Here is a 20,420-nt window from a genome sequence, read left to right as displayed (position 1 = left end):
TCGGTAAATGGCGTCTTTTTGAAGCTGACCTATGGGATGTCAAGTATCTCGATCTTGTAGAGCCGGCCTATATCTCGTTTGCCGCGTGCGGCAACGGAGAGCTCGTTTTGGCTATGAAGCGATGTTAAAGGCTCGAAAATGGTGAAGAGTGCCTGTGGATCAGGTGCAAATGGTGCGTTATTTTTGTCCGCTTGCCGCGAAGATGTTATTCCGGCTGCCATTTCGAAACCGGGTCGTACCGTTCGCCCTTGGACAGAATAACGCCATTATGCGCGGCAATGCCCACTTCAAAACTTTGCGCAATTCGTAAGGCTTTTTCCATAAAATGGCGCGCTGCTGCGGGCGGACAAATTTCGGCCAGCGTTTGCGCAAACAGCTCCAGCCATTGGTCAAAATGATGACGGTCAATGGGCAGGGGCATGTGTTTTTGCATCGGGCGCCCGTAATAGGCACCGCTGGCCAGTGCGACAGATGACCAGAACTGGCACATATTGTTTAAATGCCCGTCCCAATCCTTGATGCGGGCATCAAATATGGGGCCTAAAAAATTATCAGCACGCACTTTGGCGTAAAAACCATGCACCACGTCGTGAATCATTTGCTGATCAATGCCGGTTTCATCCATGATTTTGCGCGTGGCCCGTTCGCGGCGTTCCTGATGGCTAAGGCTGTCGTTTTCATCAATGGAATGGATCTGATCAGACATAACGGCCTTTTCATTCATGGGTGAAGGTGGCGCTGTTTATAAGGCAGGTTTTATCATTGTAACATGACATATGTCACGAAACAGCCCCCGGCAGGGCCGTGACGTTGCCCTTACAGAAATCGGTCGCGAAACCCATAAGCCGCATAGGCCAACCAACGATATTGGCGGCGCAACCCGGCAAGGGGAAACCTTTTGGGTGGCACAGCCATAACCGGGCCAACATCGGCCGCCGTGGCATCGCCGGTTATGCGACGCGCCAGCAAATCACCGGCATAACTTGCCATGGCCACCCCATTGCCGTGATAGGCAAGGGATGTCCATAGCCGTGGGTGCCCGGGGATTTGGCCGACAAAAGGCCGCAAGGATTGCGACAGGCAGGCCAGCCCGTTCCAGTGATGGGTAATGTTAATATCGCGCCATGCCGGGAACATGGTGTGAAATTCATCGATTAACGTTGCCCGGGCCTTTTGTTGACCTTCTTGTGTCGCGTTCAGGCCCCCGCGACCGCCAAACATAAAACGTCCATCGGGCAGCTTGCGAAAATAATGCAGTAATACCCTTGTGTCATAGGCCATCATGTCGCTGGTCCAGCCCTGTTCGCGCCATTCGCTGTCGTTTAGGGGGCGGGTGACCAGAATGCCAGATATCACCGGCAATAACCGACCGGCCAGCCAGCCGGGCAGGTTTTCTGCACTATATCCGTTGGTGGCGATGATGGCGTTTTCGGCAATAATGCGGCAATCGTCGCTTGTTAACGTGACGGTATCGCCGTTGTCATCGATGCGCTGAATTTCTGCCTGTTCGAAAATCTGAACACCTGCCGCAAGGCAAGCCTTGTGCAATGCGGCAAGATATTTGAACGGGTGCAGACCAAACCCTGCTTTTACGTGCAAACCACCGGCAATGCCATGGGCGTTCATACCCTGCTCTTGCAAGGATTCAGCAGTGTGAAACGTGCTTTTTATATCAGCAAAATGGGCCAGTTCATGGGCTTCTGCGTGCAAATCACGGACGCGTCCGGCCTTGTGGGCCAGAACCATTTCACCGTCCGAATGGCGATCAACATCGGCTTGCCAGTCTGAAACGCGGTGGTCAACCAGGTTAATGGCGGCAAGCTGGTGTTGGGCAAACTGGCGGCTGGCATTGTTGCCAAACTGTTTTGCCAGCCCAGCCCACGACTGCATCGACCCGCCAAGACAACAAAACCCGCCATTGCGCCCTGATGCACCCCAGCCGGGGCGGCTTGCTTCAAAAACCGAGACGGACCGTCCTGATTGTGCCAGGTGCAATGCCGCCGACAGCCCGGTATAACCACCCCCGATAATGGCGATATCGGTTTTAAGCGTGCCCGATGCCGACAGGGCCTGACAGGCGGGCAGCGTGCCGACACTGTCGGCCCAGAAACTGCTTGGCAATTCGGTGGTTTGATAGGCGCCGGGTTCATACAGGCGGTGAAGTGGCGATGCAAAACGGGACATATTGGTTTTTGATCCCTATCTGGGGCGAACAGGGCGTGACGCGATGTTTGGCGTTCAAATAAAACACCCGGCACAATCGGGATCGTGCCGGGTGTTGAACGTAAAGCCAATCAATAAAGTTTACATCACGCCAATTTTTTTGGCGGTGGCGTCAAAGGCGGCACGGGCGCGTTTGACAAGTTCGTCAACTTCATCATGGCTGATGATCAATGGCGGTGACAGCACCATACGGTCGCCACAGGCGCGCATGATAACCCCGTTTTCAACGCAGAAATCACGGCAGATGGTGCCAACAGCCCCCGGTTTGTCAAAACCCTTGCGGGTTTTCTTGTCCGCGACCAACGGCATGCCAGCGATCAGACCGACACTTTCAACGGCACCAACCAAGGGGTGGTCTTCCAGTGTTGCCAGTTGTTTGCGGAAATACGGGCCGATATCATCACGCACCCGTTCGATCATTTTTTCGTCGCGAATGATGCGAATATTTTCGAGTGCCACTGCCGCCGATGCCGGATGGCCGGAATAGGTGAAGCCATGGGTAAATTCACCACCTTCATTGATCAGGACATTGGCAACCCGGTCGCCAACCATAACCGCTGAAATCGGGAGATAGCCCGACGACATGCCTTTGGCCATCGCCATCAGGTCGGGTTTGATATTAAACGTGTCAGAGCCAAACCAGTTGCCGGTACGGCCAAAGCCGCAAATAACTTCATCAGCAATCAGCAAGATGTCGTATTTTTGGCAGATACGCTGAATTTCCGGCCAATAGGTTGATGGCGGAATGATAACGCCGCCCGCACCTTGGACCGGCTCGCCGATAAAGGCACCAACCTTGTCTGCGCCCAGTTCCTCGATCTTTGCTTCGAGCTTGCGCGCGGCAATCAGGCCAAACTCTTCGGGGGTGTAATCGCCCCCTTCACCGTACCAGTAGGGCTGGTCGATATGCACCACATTGGGCAGCATCGGGCCGCCCTGTGCGTGCATCCCGGCCATACCGCCAAGGGTTGCCCCGGCGATGGTCGAGCCGTGATAGGCGTTTTTGCGGCTGACGATATAGTTTTTCTCGGGCTTGCCCTTCAGGTTCCAGTATTGGCGGACCATGCGAACAACCGTGTCATTCGCTTCCGACCCTGAATTGGCATAAAAAACATGGTTCATATGCGCAGGCGTGATGTCGGCCAGAACTTTTGAAAGCTCGATGACCGGCTCGTGTGCGCACTGGAAAAAGTTGTTGTAATAGGGCAGTTCGAGCATCTGTTTATAAGCTGCTTCTGCCAGTTCCTTGCGGCCATAGCCAATATTGACGCACCACAGACCCGCCATGCCATCAAGGTATTTATTACCTTCGCTGTCTTTAATAAAGACGCCCGATGCCGATGTAATGATGCGGGTACCTTTTTTATTAAGGTCAGCACTGTCGGTGAATGGATGGATATGGTGTTGTTGGTCAAGATTTTGCCAATAGGCGGTTTTTTCGGGCTGGTTCATGACTTCTCCTGACGGCGTAACAGGTCGGTATTGTCCGAAATGTCGAACGTTTGGAGTAAGTGTTCGTTTTTTTGAACACCTTTGCAAGTGATAAATTTGATTGCGCATCAGAAGAATTATTGGCGGGTTTTTGCCAATGTGGTTTGATGTGCGATGAGTTTAAGGTATGATCTGGTGTTGTGTGTTCTGTCAGTAATTGGCGAACTTGAACGATATATCGAACGAAGGCTTGACCGTTTTGATGCGGCGCGGCACGATGACAATGGTATGATACAAATGAACAGCCGTGCAGGGAGTAATAGACGATGAACACGTCGTTCGTCGAAGACAGCAGGGCGGAAGCCCAGCGTTTTTTTGAGGCAAACCCCGATATCGAACTGGTTGAGTTGTTGCTCCCGGATATCAATGGCGTTTTTCGTGGCAAACGCGTCACAAAGAACAAGTTCCTCAAAAGCTACGCCGAAGGCATTAACATGCCGGGGTCGATCTGTCTGGTCGATATTACCGGGGATAACCCGGAAGGAACCGGTCTTTTGTGGTCCAGCGGGGACCGTGACAGCGTTGCCAAACCGATTTCAGGAACGCTTCATCGCGTTCCTTACGGGGAACAGGCGCTGGCACAGGTGATGGTGTCGCTTTACGATCTGGATGGGGCACCGTTTTTTGCCGATCCGCGTAATGTGCTGCAATCTGTTGTAAACCGGCTGGCAGCGGACGGGTTTTATCCGACCGTGGCGCTGGAACTGGAATTTTATCTGGCAGACCAGAACGAAACCGGGCGGCCTATTCCGCCAGCACCGCTTGATGGCAGTTATGCCGCCGACGGTATTCAGGTTTATGGTCTTCAGGAAATTGAAAACTTTGACCGGGTTTTGCACGACGCCGTAAGCGAGTTGAACCGGCAGGGTATTCCGGCCGATACGATTGTCGCCGAAGCGGGCCCGGGCCAGTTCGAGATTAATCTGGGCCATGTCAGTGACCCGATGGAAGCCGCTGACCATGCCATGCAGCTTAAACGTGTTGTCAAAGGCATTGCCTGGGACAACAAGGTGACAGCAACCTTTATGGCCAAGCCCTATTCCGATCAGGCGGGCAACGGGCTGCATATTCATGTCAGCTTGCGTGATGCCGAAGGAAACAACGTTTTCAGCCCGGTTGGCGATGAAGAAGTTTCCGACCTTCTGAAAAACGCCATTGGCGGCTTGCAGGCATCGATGTTTGAAAGCATGGCCATTTTTGCCCCCAACCCGAATTCCTATCGCCGGTTTCAAAACAAGGCCTATGCGCCGATGTCGCCGAACTGGGGTTTGAACAACCGGACTGTGGCGTTGCGCGTTCCGGCGGGCAATGCCAAGGCCGCACGGGTGGAGCACCGGGTTTCCGGGGCGGATGCAAACCCCTATCTGGTATTGGCATGTGTGTTGGCTGGCGTTCACTATGGCCTGAAAAACAAGCTCGATCCCGGCGAGCCGGTTGAAGGTAATGGCTATGAGCAGAACAAAGGCCTGGTTGTGCCGCGCAGCATGATTTCGGCACTGGACCATTTCATCAACGGTAAAATTATGCGTGAATATCTGGGCGAACAGTTTGTCGAGGTTTTCGATATCTGCCGTCGTGCCGAATATGACGAGTTTTTTGCCGAGGTAACGCCGCTTGAACACCGCTGGTATCTTGACGCGGTTTGAGTGCCAAAGTGGCCGGTGCCAAGGATAAAAAGATGAGCCAAAAGGTCGGAGATCGTCTGAAGGCAATTCGTAACATGTATGGTTTGTCACAACGTGAACTGGCACGGCGTGCCGGGGTGACAAACAGTACCATTTCCACCATCGAGCAAAACCGGGTCAGCCCGTCGGTCGACTCGCTGGCCAAGGTGTTGCAGGGCATTCCGATGACGATGATAGATTTCTTCACCATTGATGTTGAAAATGGTGAAGAAATTTTCTTTAAACGTGACGATCTGGTTGAACTGTCAGATGGCACCATGTCGATGCGTCTGGTGGGGGCCACCCGCAAGGACCGGCAGCTTCGCGTTTTGCACGAAATTTACCCGGTCGGTGGAGACACCGGCAGTAAACTGATTGTGCAAAAGGGCGAAGAAGCCGGTGTTGTGGTGCGGGGCAAACTGGAAGTTATCGTCGGCGACAGGATGCAGGTATTAAGTGCCGGGGATGCCTATTATTTTAATGCTGAAATCCCGCATCGCTTTCGCAATTCCGGCGACGTTGAATGCGAAGTGGTCAGTGCTGCAACACCGCCGTCATACTGAATTCACAATTATGCGCAAGCAAGGTGCGGCACACTAAAGGCCAGCCCTGCGAAAGGAGTTATCCCATGACAACCCCCCTGAGTTTTGAAGCCCTTAAATCGCAGGCCAGCAGCCTGAGCTTTCGCAACAAGGCGTTTATCAACGGTGATTATGTTGATGCGCTGTCGGGCAAGACATTTGATTGCATCAGCCCGCGGGATGGCTCGGTTTTGACCAAAATTGCCGAATGCGACCTTGCCGATGTTGATCGTGCAGTTGTGGCGGCACGGGCCGTGTTTGAAAAAGGCAGTTGGTCAGAAGCATCGCCTGGCACGCGCAAGGCAGTGATGATGAAATTTGCCGACCTGATGGAACAACACGCGAGCGAACTGGCCTTGCTCGAAAGCCTTGATATGGGCAAGCCGATTACGCTGGCTGTGCGCGATGATATTCCGTTGTCTTATAAATGCATTCGCTGGTACGCCGAAGCGATCGACAAGATTTACGACGAAATTTCGCCCTCTGATCCGCATTCGATTGGCATGATCACGCGCGAACCGCTGGGCGTTGTTGCCGCTGTGGTGCCGTGGAATTTTCCGTTGATGATGGCAGTCTGGAAACTGGGCCCGGCATTGGCGATGGGCAATTCGATTATCCTTAAACCGGCAGAACAATCGTCATTGACGGCACTGCGTGTGGCCGAACTGGCCGTTGAGGCCGGTTTGCCTGAAGGCGTTTTGAACGTGGTGCCGGGATTTGGTCCGACGGCAGGCAAAGCCCTTGGCCTGCATGACGATGTTGATTGCATTGCCTTTACCGGGTCTGGCGAAGTCGGCAAGCTGTTTTTGCAATATTCCGGCCAGTCCAACATGAAGCGGGTGTGGCTGGAATGCGGTGGCAAAAGCCCTAACATTGTTCTGGCCGATTGCCCGGACCTTGATGCCGCGGCCGAAGCCGCAGCCAGCGGCATTTTTTATAATCAGGGTGAGGTCTGCACCGCAGGATCGCGCTTGATTGTTGAAGAAGCGATCAAGGACGAACTGATTGAAAAAGTGATTGCGGCGGGCAAAGCCATGCAGCCGGGCGACCCGTTGGACCCGGCCAGCGAAATGGGCGCCATTGTTGACGAAAGTCAGATGAACCGGGTTTTGGGCTATATCGAGAAAGGCCAGTCCGAAGGGGCGCGCCTGTCGATGGGCGGCAAGCAGGTGCGAACCGATAGTGGCGGTTATTATGTTGAGCCGACCGTGTTTGACGGCGTTAACAATGACATGACCATTGCGCAGGAAGAAATTTTTGGCCCGGTCTTATCCGTGATTTCTGTTGCCGATTGGAAAGAAGCGGTTAAAACCGCCAACGATACGCCATACGGGCTTGCCGCAGCCGTTTGGACCAGCGACATCAACAAGGCGCATCTGGCGGCGCGTAAGTTGCGCGCCGGGCTGGTATGGATCAATTGCTGGGATGGCGGGTCGATGACCATGCCGTTTGGCGGTTATAAACAGTCGGGCACCGGTCGTGACCGGTCGTTGCATGCCCTCGATAAATATTGTGAAATCAAGTCGACCTGGATTGCCCTGGGCGACGCCTGAGATTGAAAAGGCGGGATAAAAATGAGCAGTACCGGCGTCATTGACACCAAAGGCGGCGATAACGCCTTTACCGCAAAATCGGTGCATCAAAACACCAGCGAGCCGATGTATTCCGGCGCGCTGTCTTTTATGCGCCGTCGTTACAGCCGTGATTTGAACGGTATCGATGTTGCGGTTACCGGTGTGCCATATGATCTGGCAACGTCCTCGCGCCCGGGAACGCGCCTTGGTCCGCAAGGCGTGCGTCGGGCATCGGCCAATCTGGCATGGGCACCGCATTTTCCCTCGGGCCGCGATATTTTTGCCGAGCTGGCCGTGATTGATTACGGCGACATGGTGATTGATCCGGGCCACCCGGAAAAACTGCCGGAAATGATCGAGGATCATGCGCGCGATATCGTGCAATCGGGTGTGAAAATGCTAACGATTGGTGGTGATCACTTTATCAGCTATCCGATCCTGAAAGCCCATGCTGAAAAGTATGGTGATGGCATTTCGCTTATTCAGTTTGATGCCCATTCTGACACATGGGAAGATGATGGCGACCGGATCGATCACGGCACCATGTTCTGGCATGCCGCCCAGAAGGGTATTGTCGACCCGTCAAAGTCGATCCAGGTGGGTATTCGCACCCATAATGAATCGGCACACGGCTACAATATTTTGTACGGCCCCGATGTGCAGGCAATGTCAATTGCGGAAATTGTAACCCGCATCAAGGAAACGGTCGGGGATCGCCCGGCCTATATCACCTTTGATATCGACGGGCTGGATCCGTGCTATGCACCAGGCACCGGAACCCCGGTTCTGGGTGGGTTAACCACCCATCAGGCGGTTTCGATTTTGCGCGGACTTGAAGGCATTAACCTGATTGGCAGCGATGTGGTTGAAGTGTCACCGCCGTTTGATGTCTCGGATATTACCTCGCTTGCCGGGGCAACCATGGCGTGGGAAATGCTGAATTTGCACGCGGCAAATAAGAAATAATCGCTAAATCTTCTGCTGATGCGTTTAAAAACGACCGGTGTCCGCGTAGGATGTCGGTCGTTTCTTTTTTACGCCACAACAGGATGATGCCATGCAATCGGTTTCGATTTCACTGCTGACGATCTGCGGTATTGAAGAACTTCCCAGCCATGCGGAACGCAAAGTAACCCATATTTTATCGGTGCTGGACCCGGAAACCCCGGACCCGGAAGCATTGCAGAACTTTGCCCCGCATGAACGCACGATTTTGCGGTTCCACGACATTATTGCGGACCGGCCGGGCATGGAAATGCCCCGGCGCGATCATGTGGAAAAAGTGCTGGCCTTTGGCGATGAGCTGGCCAAATCCTGTGATTTGCGTGAAGACGGGCATTTGCTGGTGCATTGCCACATGGGTGTTTCGCGCTCAACCGCATCGATGGCGATGTTGATGGCACAGGCCCAGCCCGAAATCGCCGAAGATGACCTGTTCGAGCAGATCGTTGCCATTCGCCCGCAGGCGTGGCCCAATTCCGTTATGATTGACTATGCCGACGAATTATTAGGCCGCGAGGGCCGGTTTAGTGCTGCCCTGCGCCGCCATTATGGACGGCAAATCAAACGTGATCCGCATTTTGTAACCTGGATGACCGAAATTGGCCGCAAACGCGAAGTTGATATGGCGGCTGATTAGAAATTATACTGATGGATCAAGCCGCTGTCTGGCGCAGCGGCTTTTTCTTTGCGCGACGGATTGAATCGATTAAAAGAAGGCTGTCCCACACCGGTAACGTTACAGGTCGGTTTTATTCCGGCAAAACAAGCGGAGAATATAGATGACGGCAAAAGCAGTTTGCCTTGGCGAGTTGTTGATTGATTTTGTGCCAACAGTGACCGGCACAGGTCTTGCCGACGCGCCAGCCTTTGCCAAGGCTGCCGGTGGGGCGCCGGGCAATGTGGCCGTGGGTTTGCAACGGCTGGGTATTGAAACCGGCTTTATTGGCAAGTTGGGCGATGATGCCTTTGGGCATTTTCTGGTCGATACCCTCAAAGCCGATAACGTTGATACATCTGGCATCGTTCTGACCAAGGAAGCGCTGACGGGCTTGGCATTTGTGTCGCTCCGTGCCGATGGGGAACGGGAATTTTCGTTCTATCGTTCGCCTTCGGCCGATATGCTGTTGTCCCCGGCTGATCTCGATACCGAGATGCTGACCGGGTGCGAGCTGTTTCATTACGGCACCCTTTGCATGATCGATGATGACCCGCGCTCAGCAACCTTGCGTGCCATTGAAATTGCCCGTGAAGGCGGGGCGATTATTTCGTGCGATCCCAATTTGAGATTGCCTTTGTGGCCCAGCGAGGACAAGGCGCGCGAGATTTTACGTCTGGCGATTTCCAAAGCCGATATTGTTAAAATTTCAGATGACGAAGTGACATTTTTGACCGGCGAAGAAGATTTTGAAGTCGGTGTCAAACATCTGTGGTGTGATCACTGGAAGCTGGTCATTGTGACCATGGGGTCGAAAGGCAGCCGGTTTTATACGACGCAGTGGAATGGTTTTGCCGAACCGTTTGCCGTGACGTCGGTTGATGCGACCGGGGCAGGTGATGGTTTTACCGCCGGATTTTTATCGCGCCTGTTAAAAAACAGCGATTTGTTGTCTTCGGCGGAACAGGTGGGGGCCGCCTGTCGTTTTGCAAATGCGGTTGGGGCTTTAACCGCAACCAAACGCGGGGCAATTAATGCCTTGCCGACCGAAAGCGAAGTTCTGGCATTTATGGCCGCGGCCTGATTTCGTTATTTTGCGAAAAATATTTAATATCGGGCGATTGTTCACAGGATCGCCCTATATTGCCTACAGACTGTCCCACACAGTATTGCACCGGCCATGCAAGGCCCAACGACCTGTAAATCGAGGATAGCATGTCGACAGACCATTTAAGCGAATGCTGGGAAAACCTGAAAAAGATTGGCGAAGATGTTTCCGCCAATTTGAATTTGCGCGAAGCCTTTGCCGAAGATCCGGCCCGTTTCTCGCGCTACCATTCGACGCTGGACGACTTGTTTGTCGATTATTCCAAAAACCTGATCACAGACAGTGTGTTAAACGGTCTTCTGGAGCTGGCAAAAGAAGCTGGCGTGACCGATTGGCGCGACCGGATGTTTGCGGGCGAGCGGATTAACATTACCGAACACCGTGCGGTTTTGCACACGGCCCTTCGCAACCCTGATGGTGATGCCATCGAGGTGGACGGCGAAGATATTATGCCGGGCATCGCAGATGTTTTGGCCCGCCTGAAAAGTTTTGCCGCCCGCGTTCATAGCGGCCAATGGGTTGGGTATACCGGCCAAAAAATTACCGATGTGGTGAATATTGGCATTGGCGGTTCTGACTTGGGCCCGGTGATGGTGAATGAAGCCCTGCGACCCTATCATATTGACGGGATCACCTGCCATTTTGTGTCCAATGTCGATGGTGCCCATATTGTCGATACGTTAAAGGGGCTGAATGCGGAAACGACCCTGTTTATCATTGCTTCAAAAACCTTCACCACCGACGAAACCCTGACCAATGCCTATTCGGCGCGGTCGTGGCTGGTGAATGCGCTGCGTGATGACAGTGCGGTTGCCAAGCATTTTGTCGCCGTCTCAACGGCACTCGACAAGGTTGCCGAATTTGGCATTGATACCGACAATGCCTTTGGTTTCTGGGACTGGGTTGGCGGGCGTTACAGCCTGTGGTCGGCCATTGGCTTGCCCATCATTTTGGCTGTCGGCTATGACCGGTTTGAAGAAATGCTGCGTGGCGGTGCCGCGATGGATGAACATTTCAAATCAGCCCCCTTGGCCGAAAATATCCCGGTTATTCTGGGGCTGATCGGGGTTTGGTATCGCAATATTCTGGGGGCTTCCAGCCAGGCGATTTTACCCTATGATCAGCATTTGTCGCGTCTTCCGGCCTATTTGCAACAGGCAGATATGGAAAGTAACGGCAAATCTGTTACCCGGGATGGCAAACCGGTGGCAATGGCAACCGGCCCTGTTATTTGGGGCGAACCGGGCACTAACGGCCAGCATGCCTTTTATCAGTTGATCCATCAGGGAACAGAACTGATCCCGGTTGATTTTCTGGCGGCCGCCAAACCGCTGCATAATTTGCAAAACCACCACGACAAACTGATTGCCAATTGTTTTGCCCAGGCCGAAGCCCTGATGGTGGGTAAAACCGAGGCCGAAGTGCGTCATGAGCTGGACTTGCAAGGTGTTGCGTCCGACGAAATTGACGTTTTGGCACCGCACAAGGTGTTTGCCGGGAATAAACCCAGCACCATGATCCTGTATCGCACCCTTGACCCGTTTACGCTGGGCCGCCTTATTGCCATGTATGAACACAAGATTTTTGTGCAGGGCGTGATCTGGAATGTGAATTCCTATGATCAATGGGGCGTCGAGCTTGGCAAACAATTGGCAAAGGAGCTTTTGCCGATGGTGCAGGGTGCTGAAAGTGCCAGTCGGCGTGATGCATCAACAGCGGGTCTGATTGCCGAGTTACGCGCGTTACAATCCTGATTTTTCAGGGCATGGGATCGAATGTTAAAAAGGCAGCGCTGTTTGGTGCTGCCTTTTTGTTTGATCGTACTGTAAAGCTGTCCGGCGTTAAAAAGCGGTCATGATTGCGTTGGCAGCGGACTCCCCGCTTTCATAGGCCGCTTCAATTCTGGCACCCATGCACCAGTCCCCTGCTGCTGCGATCCGCCCGTCAAATGCGGAAATATGGCTTTGGCCAAGCGGCTGGATGGTGCGGGCAAAGCGCCAGCGGTGTGCGACGCGCATTGCGATGGCCGGCAGGGCAATGTTCATGCCGGCAAAAACTGACCGCACATGGTTTTCAATTTGCAGTCCAACATTGTCGGCAGTTTCGTCAACATGGTCTTGCGACCATTGCGGCGATGTGTGAATTGTCCATCGGTCATAGACGCCGGATTTGGCTTGAGGGGTCGGGTCCGGGGCCGTTGGCGCGGCATTGCGGCTCATCCATGAAATTGCAGGATGGGTATCGGTTAAAACGTCAAAATCGGTGTTGATCCTGTTTTCAAACGCCATAATTGCGGCCCAGCACGGTGCCATTTTAACATCATCAATCACATCAAACCGGGCCGACAGCGGCATTAAAATTTCGGCACTTTGCGGTGCGGGAATGGCAACAACAACGCCGTCAAACACCCCGTGCGAAACCGCAGACGTTTGTTGCGGGGGGACCGGCGGGCTAAATAATTCGAACCGGTTGTTGCCAAGCGGGGCAATGCGGGCAATGCGGATATTGTGATGAATGGCAAAACCGGCGAGCAGGGGCGCGACCAGTTTGTTCATCGCCGGGAAACCGCGAAACCAGTTGGTGTTGACGGTAGTGTTGGTGCCTGTGGCGCTGCTTGTAGCACTGCTACGATCTAGTGACCCTGAAATTGGTGCCATATTCGGGTTGTAGCAGGCAGGGGACCATAATTCGGCCGATCCGTGGCGGATTGCATCATCAAGGTATTTTATAAAATCGGGGTGCCGCGCTGTGGCAAATTGTGCCCCGTGATTGAACACGCCGAAATCGGTGCGTCGTGCTGCCAAACGTCCGCCAAGTCCACGGCTTTTTTCAAAAACCTGAACTTCAAAGTCCGCTTGATAAAGAATACGGGCTGCGTTTAACCCGGCAATGCCAGCGCCAACAACGGCTATTTTCTTTAACGGCATGACAAATGCGTTTCCTGTTGAAATTGCTTTCTTTCTAATACGCTTTTGCCTGGCCGATGGTGCACATCTGTTGCAAAGATATTTATCAAAGCATCATATCACCGTCATGAAATCGTTACCCGTTTGACCCATTGTCTGGGCTTTGACAAATTTCGTTTATAAAAAGGGTTAAATCATGCGTCGTTCCGTATTGCTGGCAGGTGTCGCCATTTCGGGTCTTTTATTGGCCAGCACAGGTTATGCCGCGCAAATGAACAATGATATTTCATTGCGCAGCGCCAATGTTGCAGCCCATTCACTGGCGATTACGCCGCTGGGCGAATACCGGACCCATCTGTTTGATGAAGGTGGCGCTGAAATTGTTACGTTTGACGTGACCAGCAAACGGGCATTTGTTGTCAATGGTGGCGACAAGGGAATTGATATTCTTGATTTGTCAGACCCGATGAATGTGCGCAAAATTTCCACGATAGAATTGGCGAAATGGGGCAAAGCTGCCAATAGCGTGTCGGTTCATAATGGTCTGGTTGTGGCCGCGGTTGAAAACACCGACAAACAGGCACCGGGCAAAGCTGTGTTTTTTGACATTGATGGCAATTTCAAAGGCGCTGTCACCGTGGGTGCCTTGCCCGATATGATCAAATTTACCCATGACGGCAAATATGTGCTGGTTGCCAATGAAGGCGAGCCGAATGACGCGTTTGATAACGACCCGGAAGGAAGTGTTGCCGTTATTTCCGTGCCGTCAGACATTAGCAAAATTACCGATGAAAATGTTAAATTTGCCACCTTTGACGGGCTGAACAATGTTGCTCTGCCCGCCGGTATGCGCACGGCAAACCCGGGAACATCCAGCGTCGCGCAGGATGTGGAGCCGGAATATATCGCGGTTAGTTCCGATGGCAGCAAAGCCTATGTGACATTGCAGGAAAACAACGCCATTGCGATTGTTGATATTGCCACGGCCCGCGTGACCGACGTTGTCGGCCTTGGTTTTAAAAACCATTCGGTAAACGCCCTTGATGTTAGCAACAAGGATGATGCGATAAACATCAAACCGTGGCCGGTTTTTGGCATGTATATGCCCGATACCATTGATGGCATTGAAATTGATGGCAAAAACTATTTCATCATCGCCAATGAAGGTGATTCACGCGATTACGCCGGGTATAGCGAAGAAGCCCGTATCGGTGATTTGAAACTGGACCCAACCGCATTTCCCGATGCGAAAACATTGCAGGAAAAGAAAAATCTGGGCCGGTTAAAAGTAACGACTGCGCAGGGTGATGTTGATGGTGACGGTGATTTTGACCAGCTTTACACCTTTGGTGGCCGGTCATTTTCGATCTTGAATGATCAGGCGGCAATGATCTTTGATAGCGGCGATCAGTTTGAGCAGTATCTTTCGGTGCATCTACCAAAGGATTTTAACGCTGATAGCAGCGAAAATGGCAGCTTTGACGACCGTTCCGATGATAAAGGCCCGGAACCGGAAGGGGTTACCAGTGGCTATGTTAATGGCACGCCTTATGCCTTTATTGGTTTGGAACGTCAGGGCGGTTTTATGGTTTATGACCTCAGTAACCCGCAGAACCCGCAATTTGTGACCTACCATACGGATCGTAACTTTGATGGTGATCCGAAAAAAGACACGGCGGGCGAACTGGCCCCGGAAGGCATGCTGTTTATTGATGCGGCCAACAGCCCGACAGGCCGTGCGATGCTGGTGATTGCGTCCGAGGTCTCGGGCAGCACCAGGGTTTATGATCTGAAATAGAACTCTGCCTGGCCAATAAGGTCTATACGAACTTGATGTGATAATGGCGGGCTGAATTTTATTTCGGGCCGCCATTTTTGCCTGTCATGTGAAATTGGCAGGGTGAGGCACGCAGAATGCTTCAAATTGTTACAAAAACCGACTACACTCCGCCGCAATCGGCCAAAGCCATTGATTTTGCAGGAGACAGAGCCTGAATTCCCGTCGTGAACCCCATATTCTTGTCGTCGATGACGACCAGGAGATCCAGAAACTGTTGAAAAAGTTTCTGATGCAGCACGGATACCGCATGACCACGGTTTCCGACGGGACGGAAATGCGCAAGGCCTTGCGCGACTGGAAAATTGACCTGTTGATCCTTGATATTATGCTGCCCGGTGAAGATGGCTTTGCCCTGTGCCGCGATGTGCGCAGAACATCAAAAATCCCGATTATTATGCTGACCGCTGTTGGCGAGGATACCGACCGGATTTTGGGCCTGGAACTGGGTGCCGATGATTATTTGACCAAGCCGTTTAACCCGCGTGAATTGCTGGCACGTATCCGCGCCATTTTCCGCCGTGCCGAAACCGGCACCAGTGAAATTGTTGAAAACAGTTCCGAGAAAGTCCGGTTTGGCAACTGGGTGCTGAATTTGGGTTCGCGCGAATTGCGCGATGACGACGACGTGGTGGTTCATTTATCAACCGGTGAATTTTCGCTGTTGCGCGCATTGGTAAAACACAACAAACGCCCGTTATCGCGCGACCAGCTGGTTGATATTGTGCGCGGGCAAAGTTCGATCCCGTTTGATCGCAGCATCGATATTCAAATCAGCCGCTTGCGGCGCAAAATTGAAAAAGATGCCAAAAACCCGAAACTGATTAAAACCGTGCGCGGTATCGGCTATCAGTTTTGCGCTGACGTCGCCACGGTTTAGGCCGGAGGGCAGGCGGTGCAAGGGGTGTTGGAAAAATCCCGCAGGTTTAAACCGCGCACATTGGGCGGGCGTATTTTTCTGATCATGATGATTGGCGGGCTGATTATCGCCGGGCTTGCCAGCATGGCATCAATCTACGTGATTGACCGGTCCGAACGCATCAGCCGGGCCTATACGCTGGGTTTTACCATTCGCGAACTGGTGCTAATTGCGGAAAACCCCGAATTGCGCGGCAATGCGCGTAATGTGGGCGCACAAGATGGCCTGCATGTGGAGTTGCTACCGGCACAGGAAGTCGAAAGCCTGCTGTTATATTCTCGCCCGGCCCAGCATATTGCCATGCCGGTGCGTTTGGGCGATGCCGGGTGGCCAACGGCGGTGAAAGTCCATTTTCGCCACGGGCGGCTTAGTGTTGAACAGCGTGATGTGATTGAACAGGCCAAAAGCCCCAGCCTGTTTTTTGCCCAGTTATCCCGCGAAATTGCCCGTTTGGGGCTAAAAGCGCAAATTGAACTCACCTTGCCATCAGGCCGTCGCATGATGTTATCCCATGCCCGGTTATGGAGCGATTATGCCTCGCCCTCGGTCGTGTTTATTATGTTCGTGGTGGGCGTTATAGCCGTTTTGGCGGTGTTTGCTGCATTGGCAGATTTGCTGGCGGGGCCGTTTAAAACACTGGCAAGTGCCATTCGAAAAAATGGCGACGAGGTGGAAGGGGCACCGGTTGAAGAACGCGGCCCGACCGAAGCCCGTTCGATGGCGGAAGCCTATAATGCGCTACGCCAGCGCATTGCCCGGATGCTCGAAGATCGCACACGGATGCTGGCCGCCATTTCGCACGATTTGCGGACACCCAGCACAAGGTTGCGATTGCGGGCTGAATTTATCGATAATGATGAATTGCGTGAAACCGTGCTGCGCGATCTTGATGAAATGGACGAGCTTTTAAGCGACGCGCTGGATTTTCTGGGTGACTGGATCCACAAGGAAGAAGAACGCACGGTTGATTTCACATCCGTTCTTGAAGCGATTTGCGATGACTACGCCGATTTGGGCCGTCCGGTGATGTTTGAAGGGCCAAAGCCGCTAACTTTTAATCAGGTTAACACGGTTTTTGGTAGTAAAACCGATGCAGCCCATTCTTTTGGTGATAAACGCAGCATTCGCCTGACCTGCCGGGCAGGGACCTTAAAACGGGCTTTTACCAACTTGATCAACAATGCGCTAAAATATGGTCATCGCGCCTATGTCAGCCTGGATGCCACCGCAGACGACGTTATTGTGGTTATTCATGACGAAGGACCGGGTATTCCCGAGGACGAGCAGGACAAGGTCTTTCTGCCGTTTTACCGGGTCGAAGGCTCGCGTGCGCGCAGCACGGGCGGCAGCGGGCTGGGATTATCGATTGTGAAAACAGTGATTGATGCGCATGAGGGGCATATTGCGTTAAACAATATGCCCCGTCGTGGTTTGCAGGTGATTATAAGGCTACCCCGCAAAGTGCAAATGCAGGCACTAACCGCCAGATAAAGACGGTGCGACATGGCGTTTTTAGCTGTTGCGAACATCGCGCAGGAAAGCATCGACTTCGCGCTGAATGTGGGCCGCACGTTCGCTAAGATCACGGGCCGAGCCTAAAACATCTTTCGATATTTCACCGGTTTCAAGAACCACCCGGTTGGCCTCGCCCACATCGTCGGCGGCGCGCCGGGTTGTTGAATTGGCGGCTTGGGCATTTTGCGAAATTTCGCTGGTTGCGGATGCCTGTTGGTCAATGGCCCCCGATAAGCTGGCTGTAATCGCATCCAGCGCGCCGATGGTGTCGCTGATCGATTTTATTTCGTCGCGGGTTGCCTGGGTGGCGTTTTGAACGGCCTTGACCCGGTTTTCGATATCGGCCGTGGCCTTGGCGGTCTGGTTGGCCAGATGTTTGACCTCGTTGGCCACCACAGCAAAACCTTTGCCAGCGTCGCCCGCACGGGCGGCTTCGATGGTGGCATTCAAGGCCAGCATGTTGGTTTGTTCGGCAATGTCGGAAATCAGGGTGATGACATCGCCAATTTCAATGGCAAGCTGATTTAACTGATCCACACTTTGGGCGGATTGTTCCGCCTGCGCCGAGGTTGATTTGGCGATGGCAGTAGATTCGGTCGTTTGCCGGCGAATTTCACCGATAGAAGCCATAAGCTGTTCGGCCGCGGCGGCAACCGTTTGCACCGATGATGCGGTTTCGCGGGTGGCCCGTGCCGCACTATCAGATCGTTTAGCACTTAACGTACTGTGCGTGCCAAGGCTTTCGGCGGACTGATGCATGGTTTGGGCCGCAACGCCAATCTCGCTGGCAAGCGACTTGATCCGGGTTTCAAAATTATCGGCCATGGCGTTGAGGGCGTTTTTCCGTTCTTGTGTTGCCTGTGCGCGCTGGTTTTCTTCGCGGTCGCGGGCAGCGCGAATGTCGGCGGCATTGGTGCGAAATACCTCTAGCGTGCGGTTCATGGTCGATATTTCGTCGGCGCCTTTGTCCTCGATGGTGATGTCTGTATTGCCATGGGCGATTTCATTCATGGCATTGCCCATGCGTTCCAGCCGGGCAATCAGGCCGCGCCCGACATATAGCCATGCCAGCAAGCCTGCGAAAATTAACGATATAACGCCAATAGCGATCAAGGCCCAACGACCCTGAATAATAACGTCGGTGGATTGTTCGCCAACGGCCTTTGCCTGTTTGCCCGCCGCGCTAGCAACGCCTTGAACACCCATGGTTTCAACTGTTTTACGAACATTTTCCAGTTCGTCGCCTGCGGTATCGCGTGCGGCAATCGCATTATGCTGCGGGTCAATGATGGTGGCCGGGGTGCCAAGTTTTTGGGCTGCCGATAATAAATCAGCCTGATTTTTCAGGTTGCCTGATAGCTGGTCGGTTGTTTTACCAATCTCGCGCAGGCGATTTGAAAGGTCGGATAGCACCGTTATGTCGGTGGTGGCTGCCGCCTGATTTTGATATCCGATGGCGAGGTTGCCGGTGGCTTCTAGCCGGGCCATCGTGATTAGTGATGCCAGGTCGCGATTGAGCAACCCGCCCAGATCGGATTGGGTTTGTTGCTGAATGCTTGTCGTTTTGGCCCGCAAGCTTTCATCGGCGGCATCGACCACGGGTAAAATGGCATCGCGAAAGGCAGCCTGGGTGGCGAATAATTCGGTTTTGCGGTCATCGGCAAGGCGCGACCAGGTGGTTTTTGCCCGTTCAATGGCGTCGAGCTCCTGTTTGCGTAAATCAAACAGGCCGCCGCGTGTGCTGCCCAGTTTGAAAAAATCGCCAATGGGTTTTTTAAACGATGGGGCAATTGTTTCGGGGATTTTACGGTTGTCGCGGTAAAAATTCAGGAACTGTTTTTTAAATTCTTTGGCCTGATCGGCTGTTTGTGATGCCGTTCCCGCCACCATCAGGGCATAGGCCTCGGCCACCATTGCTTTTAAATGAAATTTGTCAGCATCGGGCAGGGCAAGGTCGTTGATGGACTGACCAAGAATGCCGAATGTTTCGTGCAGTTTTGTTTCCAGTCCTTCGCGGGCCCCCCGAAATACCGCGCTTGATTGTGTGGTGGCGGTTATTTCGTTTTGGCGAATGGTGAAAATGTTGTTGTTGCCTTGGCCAAACCCGATCAGCGTTTCGGTGATTTTTTGCAACTCTGGCGAGCCGGATTCATCGCCCAGTTGTTTTAACTGCTGGCTTGCGGCCTCAAATTTGGCTTGCAGGTCGCTTAGCAGGGCAGGGGTGGTGGCATTTGCCGCCTCGATCAATAATCCGACGACCCGGTTACCTTCGGCCTGTAAGGTCAGGGTGCTGCGCAGCGTGCCGACTTCATTGGAAATCAACCGGTCGAGGTTCTTGCTGGCAGTGGCAATAACGCCGTTGCTGTTATCGACCAGACTGGCATTTGCGTCATCAATATGTTGACTGACCTGTTTACGAAACTGGTCGTGCTGATTACGCAGGGTGGCAATATTTTGCTCGACCTGATTTTCGTTTTGCTGGCGGGTTTGTGCCGCCGCGATCAGGGATGATAAATGCGGGCGTAACTGTTTGGCATCTTTGGCAAGATCGGTTCCGGTGGTGGCGGTTTCCAGCGTTTCCATCCGGTTGATGGCACGCGCAGACAGGCTTTGAATATCGGCCTGCGGATTGGTGGCCATTTCAGATGCCAGAACGGCAATCGCACTGCTTTCATCGGCGGCTTGCAGGGCCGATGACAAGGATGATGTTTGGGTAACTTCGTTAAGCGACGATGCAATCCGTTCGATCGAGATGATGCCAACAATGGCTGCAATTGCGGTTAATGCCGCCATAGCGCCAAAAGAAGCCCCCAATTTAAAACGGATTCCGGCACCTTTGGTGCGTGTCCGGGTGGTCATATGTCGTTCCTCCCTAAAAGAACGTATTTTTTATGTGTTATTCACACGCGCGATAAATGCCGGTTCTGTTTGACCGGCTTTTCTAT

15 protein-coding genes are annotated in these 20,420 nt (G+C 53.1%); 10 read left to right on the top strand and 5 right to left on the bottom strand.

Annotation, left to right across the window (positions count from 1 at the left end; translation table 11 throughout):
* Nucleotides 1–205: 205 nt before the first annotated feature.
* From TMES_RS13650 to TMES_RS13640, 3 genes are all read right to left on the bottom strand, one after another.
* Nucleotides 206–706, bottom strand: coding sequence for a group III truncated hemoglobin (locus tag TMES_RS13650; protein ID WP_085583606.1), 501 nt, complete (start codon nucleotides 704–706; stop codon nucleotides 206–208).
* 110 nt (nucleotides 707–816) lie between these two features.
* Nucleotides 817–2,184 carry an NAD(P)/FAD-dependent oxidoreductase gene (locus TMES_RS13645; RefSeq protein WP_085583410.1) on the bottom strand — a complete coding sequence of 456 codons (1,368 nt, stop codon included), beginning with the start codon at nucleotides 2,182–2,184 and terminating at the stop codon, nucleotides 817–819.
* Nucleotides 2,185–2,304: 120 nt separating this feature from the next.
* Nucleotides 2,305–3,675: an aspartate aminotransferase family protein gene (locus TMES_RS13640; RefSeq protein ID WP_085583408.1), complete on the bottom strand. Its 1,371-nt coding sequence runs from the start codon at nucleotides 3,673–3,675 to the stop codon at nucleotides 2,305–2,307.
* Nucleotides 3,676–3,980: 305 nt separating this feature from the next.
* Between TMES_RS13640 and TMES_RS13635 the strand changes: the two genes are divergently transcribed.
* The 7 genes from TMES_RS13635 (at nucleotide 3,981) to pgi (ending at nucleotide 12,052) form a co-directional block, all read left to right on the top strand.
* Complete coding sequence (locus tag TMES_RS13635; RefSeq protein WP_085583406.1) at nucleotides 3,981–5,360, top strand: glutamine synthetase family protein; 1,380 nt, start codon at nucleotides 3,981–3,983, stop codon at nucleotides 5,358–5,360.
* A gap of 32 nt (nucleotides 5,361–5,392) precedes the next feature.
* On the top strand, nucleotides 5,393–5,941 hold the full coding sequence (locus TMES_RS13630) for a cupin domain-containing protein (protein WP_085583404.1): 549 nt from the start codon (nucleotides 5,393–5,395) through the stop codon (nucleotides 5,939–5,941).
* Nucleotides 5,942–6,006: 65 nt separating this feature from the next.
* The gene (locus TMES_RS13625; protein WP_085583402.1) at nucleotides 6,007–7,512 is read left to right on the top strand and encodes an aldehyde dehydrogenase; all 1,506 of its coding nucleotides are present in this window, start codon (nucleotides 6,007–6,009) and stop codon (nucleotides 7,510–7,512) included.
* Nucleotides 7,513–7,533: 21 nt separating this feature from the next.
* Nucleotides 7,534–8,499, top strand: coding sequence for an agmatinase (speB, locus tag TMES_RS13620; protein WP_085583400.1), 966 nt, complete (start codon nucleotides 7,534–7,536; stop codon nucleotides 8,497–8,499).
* 91 nt (nucleotides 8,500–8,590) lie between these two features.
* On the top strand, nucleotides 8,591–9,172 hold the full coding sequence (locus TMES_RS13615; RefSeq protein WP_085583398.1) for a tyrosine phosphatase family protein: 582 nt from the start codon (nucleotides 8,591–8,593) through the stop codon (nucleotides 9,170–9,172).
* 142 nt (nucleotides 9,173–9,314) lie between these two features.
* Nucleotides 9,315–10,274 (top strand): PfkB family carbohydrate kinase, encoded by a 960-nt coding sequence (locus TMES_RS13610; RefSeq protein WP_085583397.1) that lies wholly within the window; start codon nucleotides 9,315–9,317, stop codon nucleotides 10,272–10,274.
* 131 nt (nucleotides 10,275–10,405) lie between these two features.
* Nucleotides 10,406–12,052, top strand: a complete 1,647-nt coding sequence (gene pgi / locus TMES_RS13605; RefSeq protein WP_085583395.1) for a glucose-6-phosphate isomerase — start codon at nucleotides 10,406–10,408, stop codon at nucleotides 12,050–12,052.
* Nucleotides 12,053–12,139: 87 nt separating this feature from the next.
* On the opposite strand, the gene TMES_RS13600 is transcribed toward pgi, so the two are convergent.
* Nucleotides 12,140–13,225: an NAD(P)/FAD-dependent oxidoreductase gene (locus TMES_RS13600; protein ID WP_085583394.1), complete on the bottom strand. Its 1,086-nt coding sequence runs from the start codon at nucleotides 13,223–13,225 to the stop codon at nucleotides 12,140–12,142.
* A 175-nt stretch (nucleotides 13,226–13,400) separates the two neighbouring features.
* Here TMES_RS13600 and TMES_RS13595 point away from each other — a divergent pair, with 175 nt between their 5' ends.
* The 3 genes from TMES_RS13595 (at nucleotide 13,401) to TMES_RS13585 (ending at nucleotide 17,451) form a co-directional block, all read left to right on the top strand.
* A complete protein-coding gene (locus TMES_RS13595; protein WP_245835416.1) occupies nucleotides 13,401–15,002 on the top strand; it encodes a choice-of-anchor I family protein in 1,602 nt (533 codons plus the stop codon).
* 193 nt (nucleotides 15,003–15,195) lie between these two features.
* Nucleotides 15,196–15,921 carry a response regulator gene (locus TMES_RS13590; protein ID WP_085583392.1) on the top strand — a complete coding sequence of 242 codons (726 nt, stop codon included), beginning with the start codon at nucleotides 15,196–15,198 and terminating at the stop codon, nucleotides 15,919–15,921.
* A gap of 24 nt (nucleotides 15,922–15,945) precedes the next feature.
* On the top strand, nucleotides 15,946–17,451 hold the full coding sequence (locus tag TMES_RS13585; protein ID WP_245835414.1) for a sensor histidine kinase: 1,506 nt from the start codon (nucleotides 15,946–15,948) through the stop codon (nucleotides 17,449–17,451).
* A 21-nt stretch (nucleotides 17,452–17,472) separates the two neighbouring features.
* On the opposite strand, the gene TMES_RS13580 is transcribed toward TMES_RS13585, so the two are convergent.
* Complete coding sequence (locus TMES_RS13580) at nucleotides 17,473–20,334, bottom strand: methyl-accepting chemotaxis protein (protein ID WP_085583390.1); 2,862 nt, start codon at nucleotides 20,332–20,334, stop codon at nucleotides 17,473–17,475.
* Nucleotides 20,335–20,420 lie beyond the last annotated feature (86 nt).

The organism is Thalassospira mesophila, from assembly GCF_002115755.1.
In the GTDB taxonomy this organism is placed as follows: Bacteria; Pseudomonadota; Alphaproteobacteria; order Rhodospirillales; family Thalassospiraceae; genus Thalassospira; species Thalassospira mesophila.
The sequence above is the reverse complement of the archived record's forward strand: the minus strand, read 5'-3'. Positions and strand labels throughout refer to the sequence as shown.

Coding starts and splice junctions, on each gene's coding strand:
- TMES_RS13650 (WP_085583606.1), bottom strand. CDS start 706: ATGTCTGATCAGATCCATTCCATTGATGAAAACGACAGCCTTAGCCAT.
- TMES_RS13645 (WP_085583410.1), bottom strand. CDS start 2,184: ATGTCCCGTTTTGCATCGCCACTTCACCGCCTGTATGAACCCGGCGCC.
- TMES_RS13640 (WP_085583408.1), bottom strand. CDS start 3,675: ATGAACCAGCCCGAAAAAACCGCCTATTGGCAAAATCTTGACCAACAA.
- TMES_RS13635 (WP_085583406.1), top strand. CDS start 3,981: ATGAACACGTCGTTCGTCGAAGACAGCAGGGCGGAAGCCCAGCGTTTT.
- TMES_RS13630 (WP_085583404.1), top strand. CDS start 5,393: ATGAGCCAAAAGGTCGGAGATCGTCTGAAGGCAATTCGTAACATGTAT.
- TMES_RS13625 (WP_085583402.1), top strand. CDS start 6,007: ATGACAACCCCCCTGAGTTTTGAAGCCCTTAAATCGCAGGCCAGCAGC.
- speB (WP_085583400.1), top strand. CDS start 7,534: ATGAGCAGTACCGGCGTCATTGACACCAAAGGCGGCGATAACGCCTTT.
- TMES_RS13615 (WP_085583398.1), top strand. CDS start 8,591: ATGCAATCGGTTTCGATTTCACTGCTGACGATCTGCGGTATTGAAGAA.
- TMES_RS13610 (WP_085583397.1), top strand. CDS start 9,315: ATGACGGCAAAAGCAGTTTGCCTTGGCGAGTTGTTGATTGATTTTGTG.
- pgi (WP_085583395.1), top strand. CDS start 10,406: ATGTCGACAGACCATTTAAGCGAATGCTGGGAAAACCTGAAAAAGATT.
- TMES_RS13600 (WP_085583394.1), bottom strand. CDS start 13,225: ATGCCGTTAAAGAAAATAGCCGTTGTTGGCGCTGGCATTGCCGGGTTA.
- TMES_RS13595 (WP_245835416.1), top strand. CDS start 13,401: ATGCGTCGTTCCGTATTGCTGGCAGGTGTCGCCATTTCGGGTCTTTTA.
- TMES_RS13580 (WP_085583390.1), bottom strand. CDS start 20,334: ATGACCACCCGGACACGCACCAAAGGTGCCGGAATCCGTTTTAAATTG.